This window comes from Rhodococcus koreensis (assembly GCF_900105905.1).
In the GTDB taxonomy this organism is placed as follows: domain Bacteria; phylum Actinomycetota; class Actinomycetes; order Mycobacteriales; family Mycobacteriaceae; genus Rhodococcus_F; species Rhodococcus_F koreensis.
The window spans coordinates 5,445,276-5,466,272 of sequence record NZ_FNSV01000005.1 but is presented as its reverse complement, the minus strand read 5'-3'; the positions used below and the strand labels follow the sequence as shown (position 1 = coordinate 5,466,272).

The 20,997-nt window shown below is 65.4% G+C and carries 19 protein-coding genes and 2 pseudogenes; 3 read left to right on the top strand and 18 right to left on the bottom strand.

The window, feature by feature from the left end:
• Positions 1–26 precede the first annotated feature (26 nt).
• From BLV94_RS29405 to mmsA, 8 genes and pseudogenes are all read right to left on the bottom strand, one after another.
• Entirely contained in the window at positions 27–1,160 is a 1,134-nt protein-coding gene (locus tag BLV94_RS29405) for a thiolase family protein (protein ID WP_072947270.1), read from the bottom strand.
• 140 nt (positions 1,161–1,300) lie between these two features.
• Positions 1,301–1,609: a DUF202 domain-containing protein gene (locus BLV94_RS29400; protein ID WP_072947271.1), complete on the bottom strand. Its 309-nt coding sequence runs from the start codon at positions 1,607–1,609 to the stop codon at positions 1,301–1,303.
• A gap of 31 nt (positions 1,610–1,640) precedes the next feature.
• Complete coding sequence (locus tag BLV94_RS29395; RefSeq protein ID WP_072947272.1) at positions 1,641–2,009, bottom strand: YidH family protein; 369 nt, start codon at positions 2,007–2,009, stop codon at positions 1,641–1,643.
• A complete protein-coding gene (locus BLV94_RS29390) occupies positions 2,006–3,220 on the bottom strand; it encodes a CaiB/BaiF CoA transferase family protein (RefSeq protein WP_072947273.1) in 1,215 nt (404 codons plus the stop codon). Before BLV94_RS29390 ends, BLV94_RS29395 begins: the two co-directional genes overlap by 4 nt.
• 204 nt (positions 3,221–3,424) lie before the next feature.
• Entirely contained in the window at positions 3,425–4,306 is an 882-nt protein-coding gene (locus BLV94_RS29385) for a LysR family transcriptional regulator (RefSeq protein WP_072947274.1), read from the bottom strand.
• Positions 4,307–4,398: 92 nt separating this feature from the next.
• On the bottom strand, positions 4,399–4,716 hold the full coding sequence (locus BLV94_RS52200) for an enoyl-CoA hydratase/isomerase family protein (protein WP_425272516.1): 318 nt from the start codon (positions 4,714–4,716) through the stop codon (positions 4,399–4,401).
• Positions 4,694–4,939: pseudogene (locus BLV94_RS52195) on the bottom strand (enoyl-CoA hydratase/isomerase family protein); the annotation flags it as partial. The pseudogene BLV94_RS52195 and the gene BLV94_RS52200, both read right to left, overlap by 23 nt.
• Positions 4,932–6,067, bottom strand: a pseudogene (gene mmsA, locus BLV94_RS29375) (CoA-acylating methylmalonate-semialdehyde dehydrogenase); the annotation flags it as partial. The pseudogenes mmsA and BLV94_RS52195, both read right to left, overlap by 8 nt.
• Positions 6,068–6,081: 14 nt before the next feature.
• On the opposite strand from mmsA, the gene BLV94_RS52190 reads away from it, so the two are divergent.
• Complete coding sequence (locus BLV94_RS52190) at positions 6,082–6,384, top strand: hypothetical protein (protein ID WP_083395703.1); 303 nt, start codon at positions 6,082–6,084, stop codon at positions 6,382–6,384.
• A gap of 163 nt (positions 6,385–6,547) precedes the next feature.
• On the opposite strand, the gene BLV94_RS29365 is transcribed toward BLV94_RS52190, so the two are convergent.
• The 7 genes from BLV94_RS29365 to BLV94_RS29335 form a co-directional block, all read right to left on the bottom strand.
• Entirely contained in the window at positions 6,548–7,234 is a 687-nt protein-coding gene (locus tag BLV94_RS29365) for a FadR/GntR family transcriptional regulator (RefSeq protein ID WP_167372189.1), read from the bottom strand.
• Positions 7,235–7,382: 148 nt separating this feature from the next.
• A complete protein-coding gene (locus BLV94_RS29360) occupies positions 7,383–8,117 on the bottom strand; it encodes a cache domain-containing protein (RefSeq protein WP_143051431.1) in 735 nt (244 codons plus the stop codon).
• A gap of 149 nt (positions 8,118–8,266) precedes the next feature.
• Positions 8,267–9,901, bottom strand: a complete 1,635-nt coding sequence (locus BLV94_RS29355; RefSeq protein WP_072947277.1) for an APC family permease — start codon at positions 9,899–9,901, stop codon at positions 8,267–8,269.
• 19 nt (positions 9,902–9,920) lie between these two features.
• The gene (locus BLV94_RS29350) at positions 9,921–11,189 is read right to left on the bottom strand and encodes a D-arabinono-1,4-lactone oxidase (RefSeq protein WP_072947278.1); all 1,269 of its coding nucleotides are present in this window, start codon (positions 11,187–11,189) and stop codon (positions 9,921–9,923) included.
• Positions 11,190–11,238: 49 nt separating this feature from the next.
• Positions 11,239–12,747 (bottom strand): aminobutyraldehyde dehydrogenase, encoded by a 1,509-nt coding sequence (locus tag BLV94_RS29345; protein WP_083395701.1) that lies wholly within the window; start codon positions 12,745–12,747, stop codon positions 11,239–11,241.
• A gap of 619 nt (positions 12,748–13,366) precedes the next feature.
• Positions 13,367–13,687, bottom strand: coding sequence for an LAGLIDADG family homing endonuclease (locus BLV94_RS52185; protein ID WP_373560136.1), 321 nt, complete (start codon positions 13,685–13,687; stop codon positions 13,367–13,369).
• A 346-nt stretch (positions 13,688–14,033) separates the two neighbouring features.
• Complete coding sequence (locus tag BLV94_RS29335; protein ID WP_072947279.1) at positions 14,034–15,494, bottom strand: glyceraldehyde-3-phosphate dehydrogenase; 1,461 nt, start codon at positions 15,492–15,494, stop codon at positions 14,034–14,036.
• Between the two features lie 1,265 nt (positions 15,495–16,759).
• On the opposite strand from BLV94_RS29335, the gene BLV94_RS29330 reads away from it, so the two are divergent.
• Complete coding sequence (locus tag BLV94_RS29330; protein WP_072947280.1) at positions 16,760–17,467, top strand: cutinase family protein; 708 nt, start codon at positions 16,760–16,762, stop codon at positions 17,465–17,467.
• A gap of 257 nt (positions 17,468–17,724) precedes the next feature.
• Here BLV94_RS29330 and BLV94_RS29325 read toward each other — a convergent pair whose 3' ends face one another.
• On the bottom strand, positions 17,725–18,060 hold the full coding sequence (locus BLV94_RS29325) for a hypothetical protein (protein WP_072947281.1): 336 nt from the start codon (positions 18,058–18,060) through the stop codon (positions 17,725–17,727).
• A gap of 274 nt (positions 18,061–18,334) precedes the next feature.
• The gene (locus tag BLV94_RS29320; RefSeq protein ID WP_083395700.1) at positions 18,335–19,195 is read right to left on the bottom strand and encodes a GNAT family N-acetyltransferase; all 861 of its coding nucleotides are present in this window, start codon (positions 19,193–19,195) and stop codon (positions 18,335–18,337) included.
• A gap of 326 nt (positions 19,196–19,521) precedes the next feature.
• Here BLV94_RS29320 and BLV94_RS29315 point away from each other — a divergent pair, with 326 nt between their 5' ends.
• Positions 19,522–20,304, top strand: coding sequence for a DUF3109 family protein (locus BLV94_RS29315; RefSeq protein WP_072947283.1), 783 nt, complete (start codon positions 19,522–19,524; stop codon positions 20,302–20,304).
• A 126-nt stretch (positions 20,305–20,430) separates the two neighbouring features.
• On the opposite strand, the gene BLV94_RS29310 is transcribed toward BLV94_RS29315, so the two are convergent.
• The gene (locus tag BLV94_RS29310) at positions 20,431–20,805 is read right to left on the bottom strand and encodes a hypothetical protein (protein WP_072947284.1); all 375 of its coding nucleotides are present in this window, start codon (positions 20,803–20,805) and stop codon (positions 20,431–20,433) included.
• Positions 20,806–20,997 lie beyond the last annotated feature (192 nt).

The window sequence follows — 20,997 nt, the reverse complement described above, 5'->3', positions numbered from 1 at the left end:
TCAATCAGACACCTTCTGTCGGGTGGTCAGAGCAATTCGACGATCGTGGCGTTGGCCATGCCGCCACCCTCACACATCGTTTGCAAGCCATATCGAATGTTGTTGTCTCGCATGTGATGCACCAGCCTCGTCATCAGAACGGCACCGGAGCCGCCGAGAGGATGGCCGACGGCGATCGCGCCGCCCAGCGGGTTCACCAGGGCCGGGTCGGCTCCCGTCTCCGCGAGCCAGGCCAGAGGCACCGAGGCGAATGCTTCGTTGATCTCGAATGCGCCGATGTCGGCGATCGACAATCCGGAGCGCTCGAGGACCTTCGCGGTCGCCGGGATCGGTCCGGTCAGCATGATCACCGGATCGTCACCCACTGTCACGGCGGTGTGGATTCGGGCGATCGGTGTCAGACCGAGCTGACGTGCCTTCTCGGTCGTGGTCACGAGCAGGGCTCCGGCACCGTCCGAGATCTGCGAGGCGTTGCCGGCGTGGATCGCTCCGTCCGCCTTGAAGGACGTCTTCAGTCCGGCAAGTGTGTCGGCGGTGGTACCGCGCCGTATGCCCTCGTCCGAGTCCAACACGCCGGGCAGAGCGGCGACCTGGCCGGTGAACACGCCCGAATCGGTCGCAGCGGCGGCCTTCTCGTGTGATCCTGCGGCGAACTCGTCGAGTTGCCGGCGTGAGAGCGCCCATTTTTCGGCAATCATCTCGGCGCCGATGCCCTGGTTGAACGCCTCGACTCCGAATCGGTCCAGTACAGTCTGTCCAAACGGCTGTCCCGTGTGGCGACTGGTCCCCATGGGAACCCGCGACATCGACTCCACTCCACCGGCGACCGCAACGTCGTACTGACCGGCAATCACGCCCGCCGCGGCGAAGTGCAGCGCCTGTTGACTGGAACCGCACTGGCGGTCCACTGTGGTCGCCGGAACCGATGTCGGCCAACCTGCAGCGAGTACGCCGCTCCTGCCGATGTTGTTCGCCTGATCCCCGACCTGACCCACGCATCCCCACACGACGTCGTCGACGACACCCGGATCGATATTCGTTCGCTCGACGAGAGCGTTCAACACGTGTGCGGACAGATCCGCTGGATGAATCTCCGCCAGCGATCCGTTGCGTTTTCCGATCGGTGTCCGTACCGCATCGACGATGACTGCGTCCCGCATGTGTGGCTCCTTTGCGCCCTTGTTCAACTCACACTCAAATCAATCAGCGCCATGCACGTCACACAAAGACGCGAATGCGCATTCTGCAATCGGATCGGCTTATGGGTTTGGACAGATCACACGGGCCCGCAGGACACGCTCTACACCGCGATCGACGCGATGCCGGCCACCGCCACGAGAATCGCACATCCCCCGAGAACCACGCACTCCATCACACTCGGAGTTCCTGCGCCGAGCTGAAGTTGCCGGATCCGGCCGGAATGCGCCGCACGAGAACGGATCAGTGTGGCCGAGCAGAACATGATCACCGTCGCGGCGGCCGGCACCGTGACGACGGGGGGACCCAACCGCAACAGCAGCAGTGTGGGTACGGCCAGCGCCGCGGTTGTCCGGATCCACGAGAGCGCGGTCCGCTCAGGTTGCAGTCCCGGGTCGTCGTGGGTGATCACACACCCACGCCGTCCGTCGCGCGTCCGGTCGTCACCTGATCAGCACCACAATTGCGGTGGAGCCGGCACCGGCAACCAGAAGGGCCACCACGACAATCGATCCCGGTAGCGGCAAGCTCTGCCGGCGGCGAAGGGCAATCTCGATGCGGAGCCAACGCCACAATGCCAACCCGACAACCAGGACAGCACCGATCAGTATCGTGATTGCTGCGGGTAGACGAATCGTCGTCGGCACGACGGTTCCCCCGAAGGCTTCGAGCGCCAATGCGGCCGCAATGAGTGCCAGCGCAGTCCGGATCCAGGCGAGATAGGTTCGCTCGTTCGCCAACGTGAATCGCGGGTCGGGGTCGACGCCCTGGCGAAGACCGGCCAACGAGATCGGCCTGGGTCCCACTGTCATGCCGGTGTCCCGACCGCACTCGACTCCTTGCACGAGAGAACGCCCGCCTGCAACAGTGCGTCCAACTCTTCTGCGCTGTAACCGATTCCGGTGGCAATTTCAGCGGAGTGCTCGCCGAGGGAAGGCACGCGTCGCATCGTTCGTTCGCATTCACCACCCAGGCGAAACGGAACTCGGACGACGTCGAAGGCTGATCCGTCGAAGTGCTCTCCACGGGTGAACATCTCACCGGCGATGACATCGTCGGATTCGCGCACCTGATCGTAGCTACGGACAGCCCCGACGACGAGGCCATTGCTCGCCAGCAGTTGAACGCATTCCTCGCTGGTACGGCCACCGAGAGCGACCGCCAGCTCGCTCAGGAGTTTTTCGCGATTGGCCACGCGCGCTTCGTTGTCGGCGAAGCGTGGATCGGTGGCGAGATCTGCACGCCCGAGAACCTCACACAGTCGCGGCCAATGCTGCGCCGAGTAACCGGACAGCACGATGTACCCATCCGACGTTTCGATCAGATCGGCCGCCGGCGCGACTCCTGGCTGACCGTTGCCACGGCGACACGGCGTCGACCCGGTGATCGAGTAGCCGGTCCAGTCCGCCGACTGTAGGTGCAGAGCAACCTCGAGCAGGGAGACCTCGACAGCTGCAACCCGCCCGAAACGCTCACGCTCGAGCAGCGCCGCGAGGACGGCTTCGGTCAGTACGTGCGCCGTGGCCGCATCCACGATGGTCGTTCCCACCCGCAACGGCCGCCCGCCGAGCTCACCGGTGATGGCCATCAACCCGCTTTCGGCCTGCGCCGCGATATCGAGTCCGGGCCGGTGGCGCGAAGGTCCGTGGAGACCGAAGCCGCTGACCGTCGCGTAGATGGCACGCGGGTTCAACTCCCGGACCCGGTCCGGGCCGAGCCCCAGCGCCTCCACCGCACCTGGACGCATATTCTGGATGACGACGTCGGCGTCGGAAACCAGGCGCTCGGCCACCTCCAGGCCACGAGAGTCTTTGAGATCGAGTGCAATCGATCGTTTTCCTCGGTTGTACGCGCGCAGGATGGATTCACCGAACGATGTGCCCGAGCGAACCCAGTCACCCTCCGGCGGTTCGACCTTGATTACCTCGGCGCCGAGATCGACGAGAGATTGTGATGCGCCGGGCGCGGCGACGAATTGGCCGAAGTCGACAACGCGGATTCCTTCGAGTGGGCGGTGAATCATCAGCGGGTCCGATCGCGAGCAGGGTTCAGGTCAGATGCATGCACGGCGGTGTGAGAACACCGATCCCGCAGCACATTGGGGACCATCCGCGGTACGCGGCCATCCCTCCATGCACCTTCGACCCTACGATCGATCCACACAGAGGTATAGACGCAATCACCCGATACAAAACATAGGTACCACTTATGCCTTGCCCCGGCTGAGTCACGCCACCGTCGACTCCCGCACCAGCGCGACGAACGCACGCGCAGCCGGCGACAGTTCGTCGGAGCGGTAGTACAGCGCATGACCGGTCGGGAGACTCACATCCAGCGGCCGAACGACGGCGCCGAGCCGCGCCGCGAGATCCGCCTCGGTCCCGTGCAGAATCGTGCCGCCCACCCCAGCCAGGATGAGCGGTATCACCGCGTGCCGATGCGCGGTCTCCAGCACAGGGACCAAGTTGCCCAATCCGCGGGCAGCCAGCAGCCGGTTCATGTGCGCGCGTCCGATGGCACCGGGAAAGGGTGCGGAGATGACGTCCCGATCGGCCAGTTCCTCGATCCTCATCGGACGATCGGCGAGTGGCGTGCCCGGCGGGAACACGGCGACGAGCGGGCGCTCCCCGAATGGAACCTCCTGATAGCCGGTCGCCGCCGGTGGATACTCCGTCAGGAGCAGTTCGACGTGACCGCGGGCCAGATCGTCGAACCCACGCGCACCGACGTGCACCCGGCGAATGTGGATCGTCACTCCCGGATGGCGGGCCCGGTATCGCTTCACCAGATCGACGAGCGGGTCGACCGCGAGATTGACGACACTGCCGATGTCGAGTTCGCCGGACTTCAACTCCGAGACGTCCTCGATCGCCCAACGCGCCGTGTCCAGAGCACGTAACGCCGACCGCGCCGGTCCGATCAGCGCGCGCCCATTCGACGTCGCGCTCATCCCGCGGCCGCGGGTGAACAGCGTGCACTCCAGCTCCCGCTCGAGTTCGTGGATCGTCTGCGACACCGAGGGCTGACTCAAACCCAATTTGCGAGCGGCAGCCGAGATGGATCCCTCGTCCACGACGGCGAGGAAATGCACGAGGTGCCGCCTATCCATAAGCCTTGATTATATTCGGCCTCGGAAGATCCTGGAATGTCGATATTCGGCCGATGTTGCGGTGGGAGTCGAGACGCCCGATGGAAGCGGTGCTACTCGCCTGTTCGCAATTCACCGTCGGCCAGTCCGCATCGCACGTCTCTGGCGAAAGCAACGGCTCGCTCCTGCTCGGGTGTGGTGGCGCCGTTGAGGATCGCCGAGATGTCGATATTGGGGGGTCTCGTCGATCGGAAGGTCCCGTGAATCGACAGGCCCATCCCGCCGCCCATGCAGATGCCGTCGATGAGCGAAATGAACGGGACCGGGTAGTCGGCGATGCGGGCGTTTGAGGCGGTACTCGGTGGCGAAGAACCGCTCGCTCGCCTCCGGGTCGCCGGCCAGGCTGTTCTGCCGAACGGCGCGGATGTCACCGCCCGCGCAGAACGCCTTCGGGCTGGCGCTGTCGAGCACCACGGCCCGAAGGCCGGCGTTCTCCCACTCGGCCAGCACCATGTCGAGGGTGTCCACCATCTCGGTGTTCAGGGCGTTGAGGGCCGTGACCCGGTCGAGGGTGATGACGCCGATGTCGCCGCGCCGTTCGGCGCGGACGGTGTCGGCGAGAGCGGCGGTGGTCACGGTCGCTCCGTCACTCATGGGTGGGCATGGAAAAGTCGGCGCGGACCTGGGAGTCGTTGGGCCAGCGGGTGGTGGCGGTCTTGTTGCGGGTGTAGAACCGGACGCCCTCGGGGCCGTGGATGTGGTGGTCACCGAACAGCGACCGCTTCCAGCCGCCGAAGGAGTGGAACGCCATCGGCACCGGGATCGGGACGTTGATACCGACCATGCCGGCCTTGAACTGCGCGAGGTAGGTGCGGGCGGTGTTACCGTCGGCGGTGAAAATGGCGGCCGTTGCCGAATTCGTGGTCGTTGACCAACTGCATTGCCTCCTCGAAGGATTGGGCGCGCACGACGGACAACACCGGCCCGAAGATCTCCTCGAGGTAGATCCGCATGGTCGGGGTGACGTGGTCGAACAGGGTGCCGCCGAGGAAGAACCCCACCCCACCGGCCGCCGGAATACTCTTCCGCCCATCGACGACCAGCTCGGCGCCCTCCTCGACCCCGATGTCGATGTACGAGGCGACCTTGTCGCGGCGCACCCCCGTCACCAGCGGACCCATCTCCACCTCGGGGTCGGTGCCGGGCCCGACCTTCAGATCGGCCAGGGCGGCGATCAACCGCGCGCAGCGCGTTCGCGGTGCCCTCCCCGACCGGCACGGCGAAGGAGATCGCCATGCACCGTTCCCCGGCGGAACCGTAGGCGGCCCCCATCAGCGCGGGCACGGCCTGGTCGAGGTCGGCGTCGGGCATGATCACCATGTGGTTCTTCGCCCCGCCGAGGGCCTGAACGCGTTTGCCCTGCGCGGCGGCGGTGCTGTGGATGGACTCGTCGATCGGGGTGGAGCCAACGAAGCTGACCGCCTCCACCTGCTGGTGGGCGAGCACGTCGACGGCGATCTTGTCGCCGTGCGCGACGTTGAACACCCCGTCCGGCAGGCCGGCCTCGGTGAGCAGCCGGGCAAGTTCGACACTGAGGGTGGGGTCCTTCTCGGACGGCTTCATCACGAACGTGTTCCCGCAGGCGAGGGCGACGGGGAACATCCACATCGGGACCATGGCGGGGAAGTTGAACGGGGAGATCCCGGCGACGACGCCGAGCGGTTGGCAGAAGGTGACCCCGTCGACGGCTCGGCCGACATTCTCGGAGAACTCACCCTTCAGCTCACGTCCTCGACCTGCACGACCATCCGCTGATCGGGTACGTCGACTCCCTGCTCGACGTTCCGGCGCTGCGCATCCTCGACGAAGTCCTGCCCGGGCACCGCACACGCATCCAGACCAACAACATCACCGGCCAGTGGACCGCCACCGCCGCCGGCCTCGGCGTCTCCGCCCCCCTCTACGTCGGCGACCCGGACCCGACGCTGGTGCGGATACTGCCCGAGGAGGTCACCGTACTGCGCAAGTACTGGCTGATCGTGCCGCGAGAACTGCAACGGCGCGCCAGGGTCCGAACCACCATCGCGACACTGCGATAATCGACGCGAACCACGACAGCTTGATCACCCGCGTCGGATGACCGGAGCCGAAGGACAATCGCATACCCGAAACGTTCAAACGCCCGCTCCCCTCAAAGGGATTCCAGTAGCGCCGCCATAAAGTACCTGTTCATCCGGGCCCGCGATGAGCGACCGGCAGACTTCAGCGACCGTCGAGTGCCCGATTCATCATCAGTTCGAGGCGAGCCTCGATGAGCAATTCGGTCTCGTGTGCGCCGTGAGCTATGGCCGTTTCCTGGGCGCGGAATTCGTCGCCGTCGGTGATGGCTTCGAGAATGGCGGCGTGGGCGGTGGCGGCATCGGTGGTGTCGACCCCCACGTCCGAAGGCGCCCACAGTAGCGGTGCGAGCTCGCCTTGGATCTGCACCGTCGCGGTGGCCAGGCGCCGCGACTGGGCGGCGATCGCCAGTCCGATATGGAAACGGCTGTCGGCTCGGCGCAGATCCTGTACGCTCTCGGCTTCGCGGAACTGAGAGGCGAGCAGCTCGAGACGGTCGATCTCGGGGCCGTCGGCCCGGGCGGCAGCGAACCGGGCCGCCGCTCCGGCCAGCGATCCGGACAGATCCCCGAGGTCGCGCAGTTCCTCGGTGCTACGTTCACGCAGTCGGCGTTCTACTTCCTCACGGCTGACAGCGGAGGTATCGCAGACGATGCTGCCGCCGCCGCGTCCGCGTCGCGTTTCGATCAGACCGCGGTCGCGCAACGTGGCCAGGGCGTGGCGGATCTGCAGCATGGTCACGCCGAGCTGCGCAGCAAGTTCCCGCTCGGGGGGCAGTCGTTCGCCGACCCCGATGAGTCCGACGGCGATTGCGGTCTCGAGCTGATGCATGACCTGATCCGGTCTGCTCGCACCGTCGAATTCACTGGTCCGCAGAAGCGCTACCAGAGCAAAGGGGGCTCGAGTGTCGAGATGCTCGAGACCGGTCACTGATTCAGAATAGGACAAACCCGGAAGCATCTGAGTCACACCTGGTCAGTCATGAGTTGTCCAGCACCAGTAGTCGCCAGCGCAGCCGCTCGGGGTCCGGGGAGGGAACGGGGACGGTGCGCACCACTGTCGTGTTGGGCCGCAGGCGGGATCCGGTGACGTATCGCGCACTGTTGGAAACGATGACACGGTCGTTCGCCGCGACCAAGGCGATCGGCGGGCGCAGGGTTCCCAGGCTCTCGAGCAGGAGATGTTCCATCGCCGGTATGGACAGGTCTCCGCCCACCACGCTCACGTCACCCGTGGCGAGCGGCAGAGGCATCGTCAAGGTAACCGTGCAGACCTCGATGCCGCCGGCATCGACGTACGGTCCGATAGCCAGGGGGCGTTGCTGTTCGATCGGGTGGACGAACCATTCTCGTGACTGGTAGTCGTAGAATCCGACCGCGTCGGGGTTGAGAATGTGCCGGACGAAGTGACTGCTGTCCGCAGTGTCTCGTCGCCACCATTCGAGCCATCGCGGGGTGTCGACGAGGGCTTCTCGCCCGACGGCCACCCCAATCCCTTCGAGGAGCGGTTCGTCGCGCTGGAGGATGTTCTGCACCAGCGGGCGGATGGTGGCGAGTGCAGTGCGGTCGAGTGGCTTGCGGTGCTCGGCCGCGCGGGCGGCGACGTCGTCGACCCGGGCACGTACTTCGGCGACGAACTGGAAGAGGCCGTCGATCCTCTTGCCGATCGCGGCAGCGGTCGTTTCGAGCAGTGCGTTCAGCTCCTCGTCGTTCACGTCTGCGCTCCCGCCACCATCATCGCCGATCCTGTACACGGGGAATGTACCTGCACACCCATGTCGACTTGCTTCGATCGCGGAGGCGGCGGTGCCACCGACCGATGGCACCGCGACCCCCACGTTCCGCTCCCGCACGGCGCCGTGACTCAGACCCGCTGCACGGGTTCGACCGGGTCGACGTCGCTGGGCTCGGACAGGTCCGTTTCTAACGGTGCCTGCGAGGCCGGCCCGCTCGAGGCGGGCGTGACGACCGCGGCGTGCTCTGCCAGAATCCCGGTCCGGTGCCGGATCCGTACCCGGTAGAGCACCAGGCCACCCACGGTGAGCAGCGCCGGAATCAGAACTCCCGACCACTGCAGGTACCAGTGGAACGGCGCGGCGGGGTTGTAGACCTCGGCGCGAGGCCAGACCAGATTCACGATCATGGCGGCACCCCAGACCACAGCGATGGCGTTGACCACCAGGCCGAGGGGCCGTCCGAGCGAGAACTCGTCCTGTGCGGGTGCGCCCGGCAGCGGCCACCGGCCCCGCAACCGGTTCCGCAGCATCGGACCGGTGACCAGCAGGTACGCCGCGTAGATCAGGACGATGCCGATCGCCGAGAGCACGACGTAGATCTGCGGCTGGGTGATCATCAGCACCAAGATCGCAATTGCCAGCACACCGACGGTGATCGACGCATTCGCCGGCGTCTTACGCTCGGGGTGCACGTGAGCGAGCCAGCGACCGCACGGCAGATTGTTGTCCCGCGCCATGGCGAACACCATGCGCACCGCGGCAGCTTGAATAGCCAACGTGCACACTGTGATTGCCACCGCAATGCAGATCAGGAACAGCTTGCCCAGGGTCCCACCGAGCAGCGAGAGGATCACGTACTGCAGACCACCGGACGGCGATCCCAGCTGCGGATCGCTCAGATCGGGTGCGGCGAGGATGCCGAAGAACAAGATGGCGCCACCGAGCAGGAACGAGGCGGTGATGGCCCGGATGATCGCGCGGGGCGCGGTCTTCTTCGGGTCTTTGGTCTCTTCGCCGAGCGAGCTCGCCGTGTCGAATCCGTACATGACCCACGCCGAGGCGAGGGACGCGACCAGGAATACCCCGAAGTAGCCGAGCGAGTGGCCTTCTCCCAGTCCGTGTGTCTCGAGGAGTACACCGGGTCCCCGGACGACGTGCACACCGAGGATGATCACCAGCAGCACCGCCGCGATCAGCTCGACGAACACACCCACGCTGTTGATCAGCGCGGTCAACTTGACTCCGAACGCGTTCACCAGGGTGGTGAACACGATCAGCGCCCCGGCCAGCAGCACACCGTTGAGGGAGAAGTCGTGTTCGCCGGTGCCGTCGCCGACGATCTGGAAACCGGACCAGATCTGCGGGAGCGTGATCTGGTACGCCAGCGCGACCGCGCCGACGGTCACGATCGAGGAGGTCAGTAGCAGCCAGCCCGCCATCCACGATGTGGTCGGTGAGGCAAGCTTTTTCGCCCAGTTGTAGACCGACCCGGCGACCGGGTAGCGGCTGGCGAGCTCGGCGAAACAGAGCGCGACCATGAGCTGGCCGACGAAGACCATCGGCCACGACCAGGCGTAGGCCGGGCCGCCGGTGCCGAAGCCGACGTAGAAGAGCCCGAAGACACCGGTCAGGATCGAGATGTAGCTGACGCCGGCGGCAAAGCTGGCGAACTTGCCGATGCTTCGGTCGAGCTTCTGGTTGTAGCCGTACTCGTCGACGCCGCCCTCGTCGGAACCATGGTGTGACGGTTGCGTAGTGGTCATGACGTAGTCATCCGTCCGGTTAGCCTACGAGGGAACGCAGATTGTCGTTGAGGAAGACGCCGTCGGGGTCGAACTCTCGGCGCACGGCGACGAACTTGTCGTATTCGGGGTACATCTTCTCGATGCGGTCGCGGGTGAGGAAGTGGATCTTGCCCCAGTGCGGGCGGGCATCGAAGTCCTCGAGAAGCGCGTCGAGGTCGCGTAGGTAGGGCCAGTAGTCCGTGCCGGGGGCGCCGGAGACCGACAGCACGGTCGTGTCGCGCTTGTAGAACGGGGACAAGTAGGCGTCGTCGCCCTGGACCCAGCGGACCTCGATCGGGTAGCGCTCGGCGGTGTGCTTGGTCGTCAACAGGTTCTGCACGGCTTCGACTGCGGCCAAGCCCTTTTCGGCGGGTACGTAGTACTCGAGTTCGTGGAAGGGGATCATGTACCCGCCGGCGTAGATCTTGTATGCCCGGTCGGCGCGACGGTTCTCGGTGGTGACGATCTCGCCGGCCTCGTCGAGGTTCGCGGCGACGTACTTCTTGGTGTAGGTGCGGTTGACCATCGATTCACCGGCCGGGGTGGGCAGTTCGTACAGAGCGGCCGAGTCGTCGGCCTGGCACCAGATGAACGAGTAGTGCCGGTAGTCGGCGATGTTCTGGTCCCACCCGGCTTTGGTCTCGTCCCACGTCGGGAAGGTGATCTCTTCCTTGATGTGGTAGCGCGGCGACACCTCGAGTTCGACCTCGGTCATGATGCCGAGAGTGCCGATCGCGACCTGGGCGGCGCGCAGGGTGTTCAGATCGTTCTCGTCTACTTCGACAACCTCGCCGTGGCCGTTGATGATTCGGGCCCAGCGGAGACGGGAGGAGAAACTGCCCAGGTTGATGCCGGAGCCGTGGGTGGCGGTCGCGATGGCACCGGAGATCGACTGCTTGTCGATATCGCCCTGGTTCGACAGGGACAGCCCGGCGTCCCACAGGGGTGCGCCCATGTCGCTGATACGGGTGCCGCCGAGGACGCGGGCACGGTTCTTGGTGGTGTCGGTTCCGGTCACGCCGGTAAGCAGTTCGGTGTCGATGAGCACACCGCCGGTCTGCACGATCGGGGTAAAGGAGTGGCCGGCGCCGACGGCGCGGACGGGCAAACCCTCACGGATTGCGAAGCGGACGACGTCGAGGACCTCCTGCTCGTTCTTCGGGCGGACCGTGAATGCGGGCGTACAGGCCTGGTTGCCGCCCCAGTTCGTCCACGGCTTCTCGGTGACGTACGGGATCGGCGGGGTGGCGTAGAGCTTGGTAGGCATGTCTGTGTGAACCTTTACTCGAGAGGTGTGGGTGGACTATCGGGGATGGTCAGCGGTTGTGGTTGTGCATCACGTGCTTGGTGCGGGAGTAGTCGTCGAGTGCGTAGATCGACAGGTCGCGGCCGTAGCCGGACCCCTTGAAACCGCCCCACGGCACTTCGTTGGCCAGGACGAGGTGGGAGTTGACCCAGACCGTCCCGAAGTCGAGTCGGGCGGGCAGGTCGTGACTGCGGCGGGCGTTTTCGGTCCACACCGAGGCGGCGAGACCGTAGGGCACGTCGTTGGCGCGGTCGATGGCGTTGTTCTCGTCGGTGAAGGTTTCGACGGTGACGACGGGGCCGAAGATCTCTTCCCGGGAGCATTCGGCTCCGTCGGGAACGTCGACCAGGACGGTGGGCGGCACGAAGTAGCCGGGGCCGTCGATCGGGGCGCCGCCGAGTGCGGCACGGATACCCTGTTCGCTTGCCCGCGTGAGGAATCCGGAAACCCGATCGAAGTGCGCCTTCGAAACCAGGGGGCCGATCTCGATGTCGTCACCGGCGCCGGGCTCGCCGACGACCAGTGATCCGACCTCGCGGACCAGGTGCTCGGTGAATTCTTCGGCAACCGATTCGTGCACCAGCACCCGGCATCCCGCGCCACATTCCTGGCCGGAGTTCCAGTAGCCGGCCGCGCGCAGGGACGTCGCGGCCTCCTCGAGGTTGGCGTCGTCGAAGACTATGACCGGCGCCTTGCCGCCGAGTTCGAGGTGCACGCGTTTGAGGGATTCGGCTGCCTTCTGCGCCACCGCCTTTCCACTGCCGACGGATCCGGTCAGGGCGATCATGTCGATCTGGGGATGCCCGGACAGCCGGTTTCCGACGACGGGACCGTAGCCGGTGACGACGTTGAACACACCGGCGGGAAGCAGGTCCGCGACCAGTTCGGCGAACTTGAGGGTGGTCAGCGGCGTCTGCTCGGACGGCTTGATGACCATAGTGTTGCCGGCGGCGAGGATGGGGGCGATCTTCCACGCCGCCATCAGCAGCGGGTAGTTCCAGGGCGTGACGACACCGACGACACCCAGGGGTTCACGGAGGATGACCGACAGGTGCCCTTCGGCATAGTCCGCGGCAGCCTGGGAGGTGATGGCCCGGGACGCCCCCGCCATGAACCGGAACGTATCGATCGATCCGGAGACATCGTCCTGCGAAACCATCAGCGGCTTACCGGTGTTCGCCGATTCGAGCCGGGCGAGGAGGTCTGCGTTGCCGGCGAGGCGATCGGCGATCTTGTGCAGGATCTCGGCGCGTTCCTTCGGGACCAGCCGCGCCCAGCCGGCTTTCGCGGCAAGGGCTGCGTCGACCGCCTTGTCGACGTCGTCGGCGGTGCCTTCGAGAACCGTGGTGAGCACCGAGCCGTCAGCCGGGTTGACGACGTCGATGGATGCACCGCTAGCGCCGGTGACAAACTCGCCTGCGATGAAGTGCCTGCGAGGTGCAAAGTCTTCGGCCGACACGAGTGAGGTGCCGTCACCGCGACGGACCTGGGTGGGGGTCGACGCGACAGTCTGGGTCATGAAACTTGCCTTCCGCAGTGGGTGATTGTCGTGGATTCCGAAGCGCGATCCACGGGGAGTTCTACCGAGGGGAGCCATGAGGAACGGATGCGTTCCTCATCCGCCAATAAAAGATTCGAATTAAAGTTTCATATGAGCATCTTTCACTGTGATGGCGGCCACGTCAACGTTTTGCTGCAAGATCATCTTGAAAAGATCCCTTGAACTGGGAAAATTCGCTCCAGCCGAGGGCCCGACATGATGACAATCGCCGTGCGGTGCCACATTCCCCGGTTGCGCAGTAGCCCGAGCGCCTGTCGACAGAACTGTCCGGTTCCGCCCAAATCGGGCAGTTCCCCTATGCCGACGCCGGCATGGCAACACCCGTCGGCCGCGGTGCACGACCCGGTTATCAGTGGGTATCAGAGCGTCGCCCAGCCCACCCATCGGTCCACGGCGTCGAAACGGTTGGCGTGAGAAGCGCGCTCGGGTGAGGTTCCCGGCAGCCATAGCCCGGTCTCGTCGGCTGACCCGCCGCGATGCTCGTCCCGACCATGGATCTCGACCATCAGGCAGGACGAACCCCGCAGAACCGACTCGACGCAACTATCCCGATAGGAAGCGGTCTCGCGGCGCAGGATTACCGAACCCCTCCCGCAGATTGCAGATGGCGGGCTGGCCGCACCCTTCGCGCAGCTTCGCCCCTCGCGCCATGAACACCCGCCACGGAGAGAAACTGCGTCTGGTTCTGGGAGCCGGCAATGGTCAGGTGCCAGCAATCACGATAGCCCTTCTTACGGACCCGTTTGATCCGGCCGTGAACACCGAGCCGCAGCAGTAGCATCGCGACATCGTCGACCAGGCGACGGCTCGTCGACGCCGCGATGGTCGTCCATGACAAGCATCCTGAGTCGATTAATTGCTTGTTGCTACAACATGTTTCGCGATTCAGCGGCCACACGGTGGCGAGACGATTTACAACGCTGCGAAAAAGGAAACTCCGAGTACAGAACCGACGACGCACTCCGAATTCCCACGCGAGTTCGCCACGTGCTGAAGCGCTCGCAATCACAGCGGCGGCGCCACCCCAAGAGCAATGGCGCCGCCGCTCGAACTACGGCTTCGGCTACTGGTGCTTGACTTGCTGCTGCGGGTTTCGGGATCGACGGGCCTCGGTGCCGGAAATTTCAACGTCGAGAACCATACGAACGATGAGCCTTCAGCGGCGAGGCCCACCGAATACACGACGACGCCCGGGAGAGCAGCCACTGCTCGGCCCGGGCGTCGCAAACCTACGGCAACGCCGGTCAGCCCACGGACATCGCATCAGCGGCGTCGACCGCGGGGTAGATGGGGTACTCCACACCGGACAGGTACTGGACAGTGCGCACCACCTGGCACGAGTATCCGAACTCGTTGTCATACCAGACGTAGAGGATGGCGGTGTCGCCGTCGACGATCGTCGCATTCGCGTCGACGATGCACGCGGCGCGCGAACCGATGAAGTCACTGGACACGGCATCGGTTGCAGCGGTGTAGTCGAGGTTCCGGCTCAGCGCTCCGGTGAGCGACTCCTGGCTGAGATGCTCGAGCACCTCCTCCTTGGTGGTCTCCCGACCCAGCTGAAGGTGGAGGATGGCGACGGACACGTCCGGAGTGGGAACGCGGATCGAGTTGCCAGTGATCTTGGCCTTCAGCTCGGGGAGCGCCTTGGCGACCGCCGACGCGGCGCCGGTCTCGGTGAGCACGAGGTTGAACGGCGCGGAACGACCACGACGGTCGGCCTTGTGGTAGTTGTCCAGGAGGTTCTGGTCGTTGGTGAACGAGTGCACGGTCTCGACGTGGCCTCGCGACACACCGAATTCGTCGTCCATCGTCTTCAGCGGCGGGACGATGGCATTGGTGGTGCAGGATGCGCACGACACGATCTGCTCGTTCGGGTCGAGGTCGCGGTGATTGACGCCGTGCACGATGTTCGGGACGTCTCCCTTGCCGGGTGCGGTGAGCACCACCTTCGCGACGCCGGGGCGGAGGTGCTTCGACAGTCCGTCGCGGTCGCGCCAGATTCCGGTGTTGTCGATCAGGATGGCGTTGTCGATGCCGTGCTCGGTGTAGTCGAGGCTCTCCGGGTCGTTGCTGTAAATGAACTTGATGACGTTGCCGTTGGCGATCAGCGTGTTGTTGTCGGTGTCGACCTTGATCGTGCCGTTGAACTGCCCGTGGACCGAGTCACGGCGCAGCAGCGATGCGCGCTTGGTCAGATCGTCGCTGCCACCCTTGCGGACCACCACGGCACGCAGGTTCAGCCCATTGCCCGAGCCGGCCTTCTCGATGAGCAGTCGAGCGACGAGGCGACCGATACGCCCGAATCCGTACAGGACCACGTCCTGCGGCTGCGCGGGGCTCGTCTGGGCGCCGCCGACCAGGTCGGCGAGGCTCCGTGCAACGAACTCTGGGACCGATGCTCCGTCACCGTTGGCGCGATAGGCCATCACCAGCAGTCCGAGGTCGATCTTCGAGGGCCGAAGATCGAGGTGAGTGAGCGCTTCGAGGAAGGGGAACGTCTCCTCGACCGACAGTTCATCGCCGCTGATCTGCCGGGCGAAACGATGGGTTCGCAGGATACTGATGACCGATTTGTTCACCAGGGAGCGACTGTGAAGCAGAATGGTCACCGAGTGTCTACGGTGTAGACCGCCGATGATCGGGATCATTGCCTCCGCGAGAGCTTCCTCGGAGTTCCACTGGGCCAGTTCCACTGTGCTCACTGCGCTTGTCTGCCTTCCCGGCTCATGTGGCGTGTCCTTGCGTCGGAGGCCGGCAAGCGAACACCGCTCCACCAGCGGTGACCTGGATCACCGGACCCGGTTTCGCGGCTCGCGGACACCGGCGCGCCCGACGCACACATCATATGGAAGCGTTTCGTCGGGCCGACAAGCCGGTCGCCGAAACGTCCGGTGGGACGAGACGCCGGCAGGCAACAGGCCGAGTGTAGGAGGAGGGGAGTGTGGCGGCAGCAAGCAGGCAAGCTGCCGACTGCTTGCTGCTGTAGGTTCCCGATCTGGTGGTTCGTCAAGCAATCGGGGCCCGACAAAGTCGGTACTCGGTCCACGACCGGATCGGTGACTCACGACCGGATCAGGAGCAAACCGAGTTTTCGGTTCGGCACGAGCATTGCGCCCCGCATGTACGCCCCGATCGCTGCGTTCGGCCCTGCATGACTGCGGTGATCGGTGCCGTTCACCGCGAAGTACCGCAACGCCGTGAACCGAAGACTCGATCCAGTTCAACCACGACCCGTAGGTCGGTAAGAACACGAGTTCGACATCGTTGCCGGCCACCGACGCACGGCCGGATGTCGGTGCGGGGAGAAGTTATCGAGCGTCCAACGGGCGCGAAGAGACTTCGGAAACTCAAGGAACTCGCCCGATTGCTTACGCGGCCTGATCCGGTAATACATTCTGCCGCTGCCCAAATCGAGGGCAGCGAGCATGTGCATCACTCCGTCGTAACGGTGATACGTCGCCCGCAAGCGCCCGTCGGTCGGCGGGTCGTCGTAGAGAGCGAGGATCGTGTGCATCTTGGACCGTCGGCAACTACCCACACGGCGGAAAGGTCGGCGAACCGGGATTCGAATGGCTCAGGCACTTCGAAGCATTCGTGCCGTTCACACATCCACTTCCCCGACGGGGCGATCCTGAACATCATGAACGCCGCCTCAGCGATGTCGGCACGCGAAACCCGCGTGTTCGCCCCGATCGCCCGAGGACTTTCCCCTCGACCCGAGACTGGAGGTCACTATCCCCGCCGACCGCAGCTCCGGTGCCTACCGCCGCGCACTCCACAGCATGGGCCTGAGCGAATTCTTCACCGCCTGACCGGGTGGCACTGCGGGATTGTCGCCGAGGGTGGGGCCGGGCTCGGGGGACCGGGTGTGCACTGGACGTGTGGTAATCGACCGGTCGGTGGCGAACGGTTCCCGAGTCGGCAAAGGAAGCTTGATCGGGTCGGGACTGAATGTAGTGTTTACCTCATGGCGACACGCACGCTCGCTCGATTCCTGTGTACGGCGATGCTGGCGTTTGCGGCGCTGCTTGTCGTACCCGTCGAACCCCCGCTCGCGTCCGCCCAGCCATGTCCCGACGTCGAGGTGGCGTTCGCCCGTGGTACGGATCAACCGGACGGCGTGGGCATCACAGGACTTTCATTCGTCGAATCGCTGCGCTTGTTCGCGGGCGCGCGGTCGATCGGGGTGTACGCCGTCAACTACCCTGCCGGTAGCAATTTTGATGATCGGCAAGCGTTCGTCCGCACCTTCGTCGACGGGATGCGGGACATGCATTCTCGGATTCAGTTCATGGCGACAAATTGCCCCGGCACGAGGATGGTAGTGGGCGGTTACTCTCAAGGTGCGGCTGTGGCAGGGTTTGTCACCGCAGACGGAAATCCAGCCGGATTACCCACGGAGTTAGGCCTACCCGGGCCGTTATCGCCGGATGTGGCGAGCCACGTTGCCGCGGTCGTCTTCTTCGGAAAACCGTCGGAGCGGTTTATGCGTGATGCAGGCAGTCCGCCGATCGTTATCGGGCCGCTGTACGGTCCTAAGGCAATCGATTTGTGCGCTCCCGGCGACAACATCTGCGATGGTGCCCCTCTGGGGCGCCCCAATGCCGTGCACGCGTTGTATCCCGTGAACGGGATGACCATTGCGGCTGCACAGTTCGCCGCCGCTCGCCTCTAGTCGGTCCGCGGGCTTGGTGCATCGCCTCAGATCTCGAGGATGGGCTGGCGCGCGTCGGACGCGCCTCGATGGAGATCACCTGATCGCGGACAGGGAGATCAGCTGTCCGCAGGCGGGGGATCAACTGTCAGCCCGCCGGGACGCCCTCCTGTGCCTTGGCGTGAGACCCCGCGTTTCGCGCGCGAGAGTCCGCTGCCCGCGAGCCGCCAGGCGTTCGTGGGCCGGGTCGCGCCGGAACCGCGGGGTGAGTGTCCGCGTCAGGAGGAGCCGAACATCGGCGGCGGAGACATCCTGAAGGGTGCCGGCGGGTTATTTTGCTCGCGGTTCCGATCCCGTTGCATTTGGCCGCCATTGTTGCCGCACATGTTCATCTGCTGCTGAATTTGGTCCGGCGGCAGCAGCCAGTTGTTGTTGGGATCGCACGGGTCCTGCCCCGGCGGGGCGGTCGATGCGGCGGCGGACGCCACCGCGGGTGCGGCGACCGAGGCCACCGCGGGTGCGGCGGCGAGTCCCGCCGGTAACGTGACGATCGATCCGGCCACCGCTAGCCTGATCAGAAGGCTTTTCGTGCGTGCCTTCGTGGTTGTGTTCATTGTCGGTGCTCCATCGGCATGAATTGAAGCCGTCGGATACGGCACCCCGCGAGTGACGCCGTTCGCGCGTTGATCGTGAGCCAGCATCGTGCCGTGTCGCGCTGCTGTTGTACGTGACCGCCTCGGTTGCCCCGGATGCCCGCTCAGTGTGGCGCTCCAAGGCAGCCCGATTGCGAGTCCATTCCCATCATATCTTTTGAGCTGTCGCGCGGCCCGCGGGGATTCGCGCATTTCGATACGACTGGAACGGCCGCCCCGGTCGACTCCTGGGCCACTAGTAGCCGATCGACGGCAGCCACGCGCCTTGCGGCTCGTTGTAGAGCCCGGTCGTCATCAGCGTCGACTGCTGGACGAGCTGCAGCCCGGCATCGAAGCACCAGGCCATGAGGCGGGTATTGCGTGAGGGCACGAGGAACCCGAGTCCGGTGAACTCGTCAGCGCCGGCCAGCAGTGCGATGACGTCGTCGTCGGCCTGGCCAACCGCATGCCAGATGTAGCCGAAACCCGTCGCATAGCCGGTGATCCGGCCGCCACGCTCGACCACGCGGGCGGTTCCCGCACCGACCCACTGCTGCAGCTCGCCGTGGCGGTCGTGGCCGTGCACCTGCCGACAGATCTCGTCGCAGGCGGCGATGTCGTCCGGTGTCGCTGCACGTACGACTGCGCCAGGTATAGCGGACCCGTGTGCTGTTCCCTGGAAGACGGACAACAGCTCACGGACGGCGAAGCCGAGCTTGGCGTACAGGGAGAAGGACCGGTAGTTGTACGTCGTCTGTACCAGCCGCACGCCCGCGACCTCACGCTCTCGCGATCGCTCGAGCAGAGCATTCATCAGCGCACGGCCCGCCCCCGCATCCGATGCCGCCGGGTCGACAGTGACGGGTCCGATGCCGACGATCTTTCCGCGCTCGTCCTGTAGGGCACTGCCGACGATGTGGCCGTCACGCTCGGCAACCAGGCCGTAGATGCCGTCGGTGTCCAGCATCGCCTTGATCTGGAAGTCGGCGAGTTGGGGTGTGCCCGCTTCGATCGGAAAGTGATGGCGCGTGGCGAGCGCCTCGAAGGCGTCGAACATGATGCGCCCACACATCGGGGCATCGTCTGGCGTCGCCTCGCGGATCTGCAGCTCGGTCATTGACCTATTGTCGCGCGTGCGTTGCCGACGGTGACCGCTAATGGCGGCTTCAGGGGTGGGTTCATCTGTCGAGGCAACGGCCCGACGCTCCACGGGGCGCGCACGCCATACGTTGTGGGCTGTGCCCGTCAACGGTTGTCCGTTGTGCGGCAATGGTGCTGGGGTTGATCGGTCGTCTATCGCAGCGGTGGTCTCCCTGGCGTATCGGCGCGATTCGTGGCGGCATTGTTTGATCCCGGACGGGGATCGGATCAGTCCTTGGCTGTTATGTGGGTTGGCTAGCGTGGGGGTTTGTGACAGCAGGTAGTGCGCGGCGTGCGCACAAGATGGCGCCCAGCCCCGAGGTTGCGCTCGACTTCGCTCGGGAATGGGTCGAGTTCCTCGATCCCGACGACGCCGAGCATCTCATCGCCGCGGACATGACGTGGCTGCTCTCACGCTGGACCTGTGTGTTCGGCACCCCGGCCTGCCAGGGCATCATCGCGGGCCGACCCGACGACGGCTGCTGCTCGCACGGCGCGTTCTTGACCGACGAGGAGGATGTCGAGAGGTTGCACGAGTCGGTGAAGCTGCTCAGACCTGAGGATTGGCAGTTCAGGAAGGAGGGTCTCGGGGAGACGGGGTACATCGAGGAGGATGAGCTCGAGGACGAGCCGGCGCTGCGTACCCGCCGCTACAAGGGCGCGTGCATCTTCCTCAACCGTCCCGGCTTCGAGGGTGGGATCGGGTGCGCGTTGCATTCGATGGCGCTGCGGCGTGGGATCGAGCCGCTCGAGGTGAAGCCGGACGTGTGCTGGCAGCTGCCGATCCGGCGGACCCACGAATGGGTGGAGCGACCCGACGGTGAGCAGGTCCTGAAGACGACGATCACCGAGTACGACCGCCGCGGTTGGGGTGAGGGCGGCGCGGATCTGGACTGGTACTGCTCCGGCTCGCCGGATGCGCATGTCGGCGCCAAGGCGGTGTGGGAGTCGTATGCGCCGGAGCTCACCGAGTTGCTCGGTGAGGCCGCGTATCGGGAGTTGGCGCGGCTGTGCAAGCGACGCGAAGGTCTCGGCCTGATCGCCGTGCACCCGGCGACCGCGGTCGCCGAGAAGAATTCCCGGTAACGGAGCGGCGAACCCTGAGGATGGCGACCCCGGTCACCCCGGGTTGACGTACCGGCGGACACTCTCGGCGTCGCGTCACAGATGGGCTCCGGCGGCGGGGGGAACTCGGCGCCGGAGCCGGCGGGGTCACATCCAGGGCATGTCGGGGTCGAGGGAATGGGAGATCACGCCGTCGTCGGGTTCGAGGGGGTAGTTCGCGGCGTGGTACGGGGCGCTGGAGGACCCGAAGAGGTCGACGCCGCCCGGCTCGGTGAGTGTGGTGCCCGGTTCGTAGAGTTCGACCTGCTCGGGAACGTCCTCGTCGGGGGCATCGCAGGCGACCATGGGCCACGCGTTGGCGCATCCGATGCGGTCGCGCACCTGGACGGCGTACGGGACCTGCGGGGCGGCGCCATCCGCGGGTGCGGCGGCGGCGGTGGCGCCCTGGGCCAGCACGGCACCGAAGCCGAGGGCGACGCCGATCGCTGCTGAGGCTGCGGTGCGTGTTGTGATCGAGGACATTCTGTGGCTCCTGAAGTTCGGGGGTGGTTCTCGGACGACCACTAGTTTTCGCCGGAAGCCGCCGTTCGATAACACCCCCGAGGGGGTGATCGGCGACCCGGCAGGGGGTGGAAGATCACCCCTGGGTGGCGGTTCCGGGGGTACCGCACGACCTCGTTTTCGACTACCCGGAACAGATGTGGCCGACTTCTC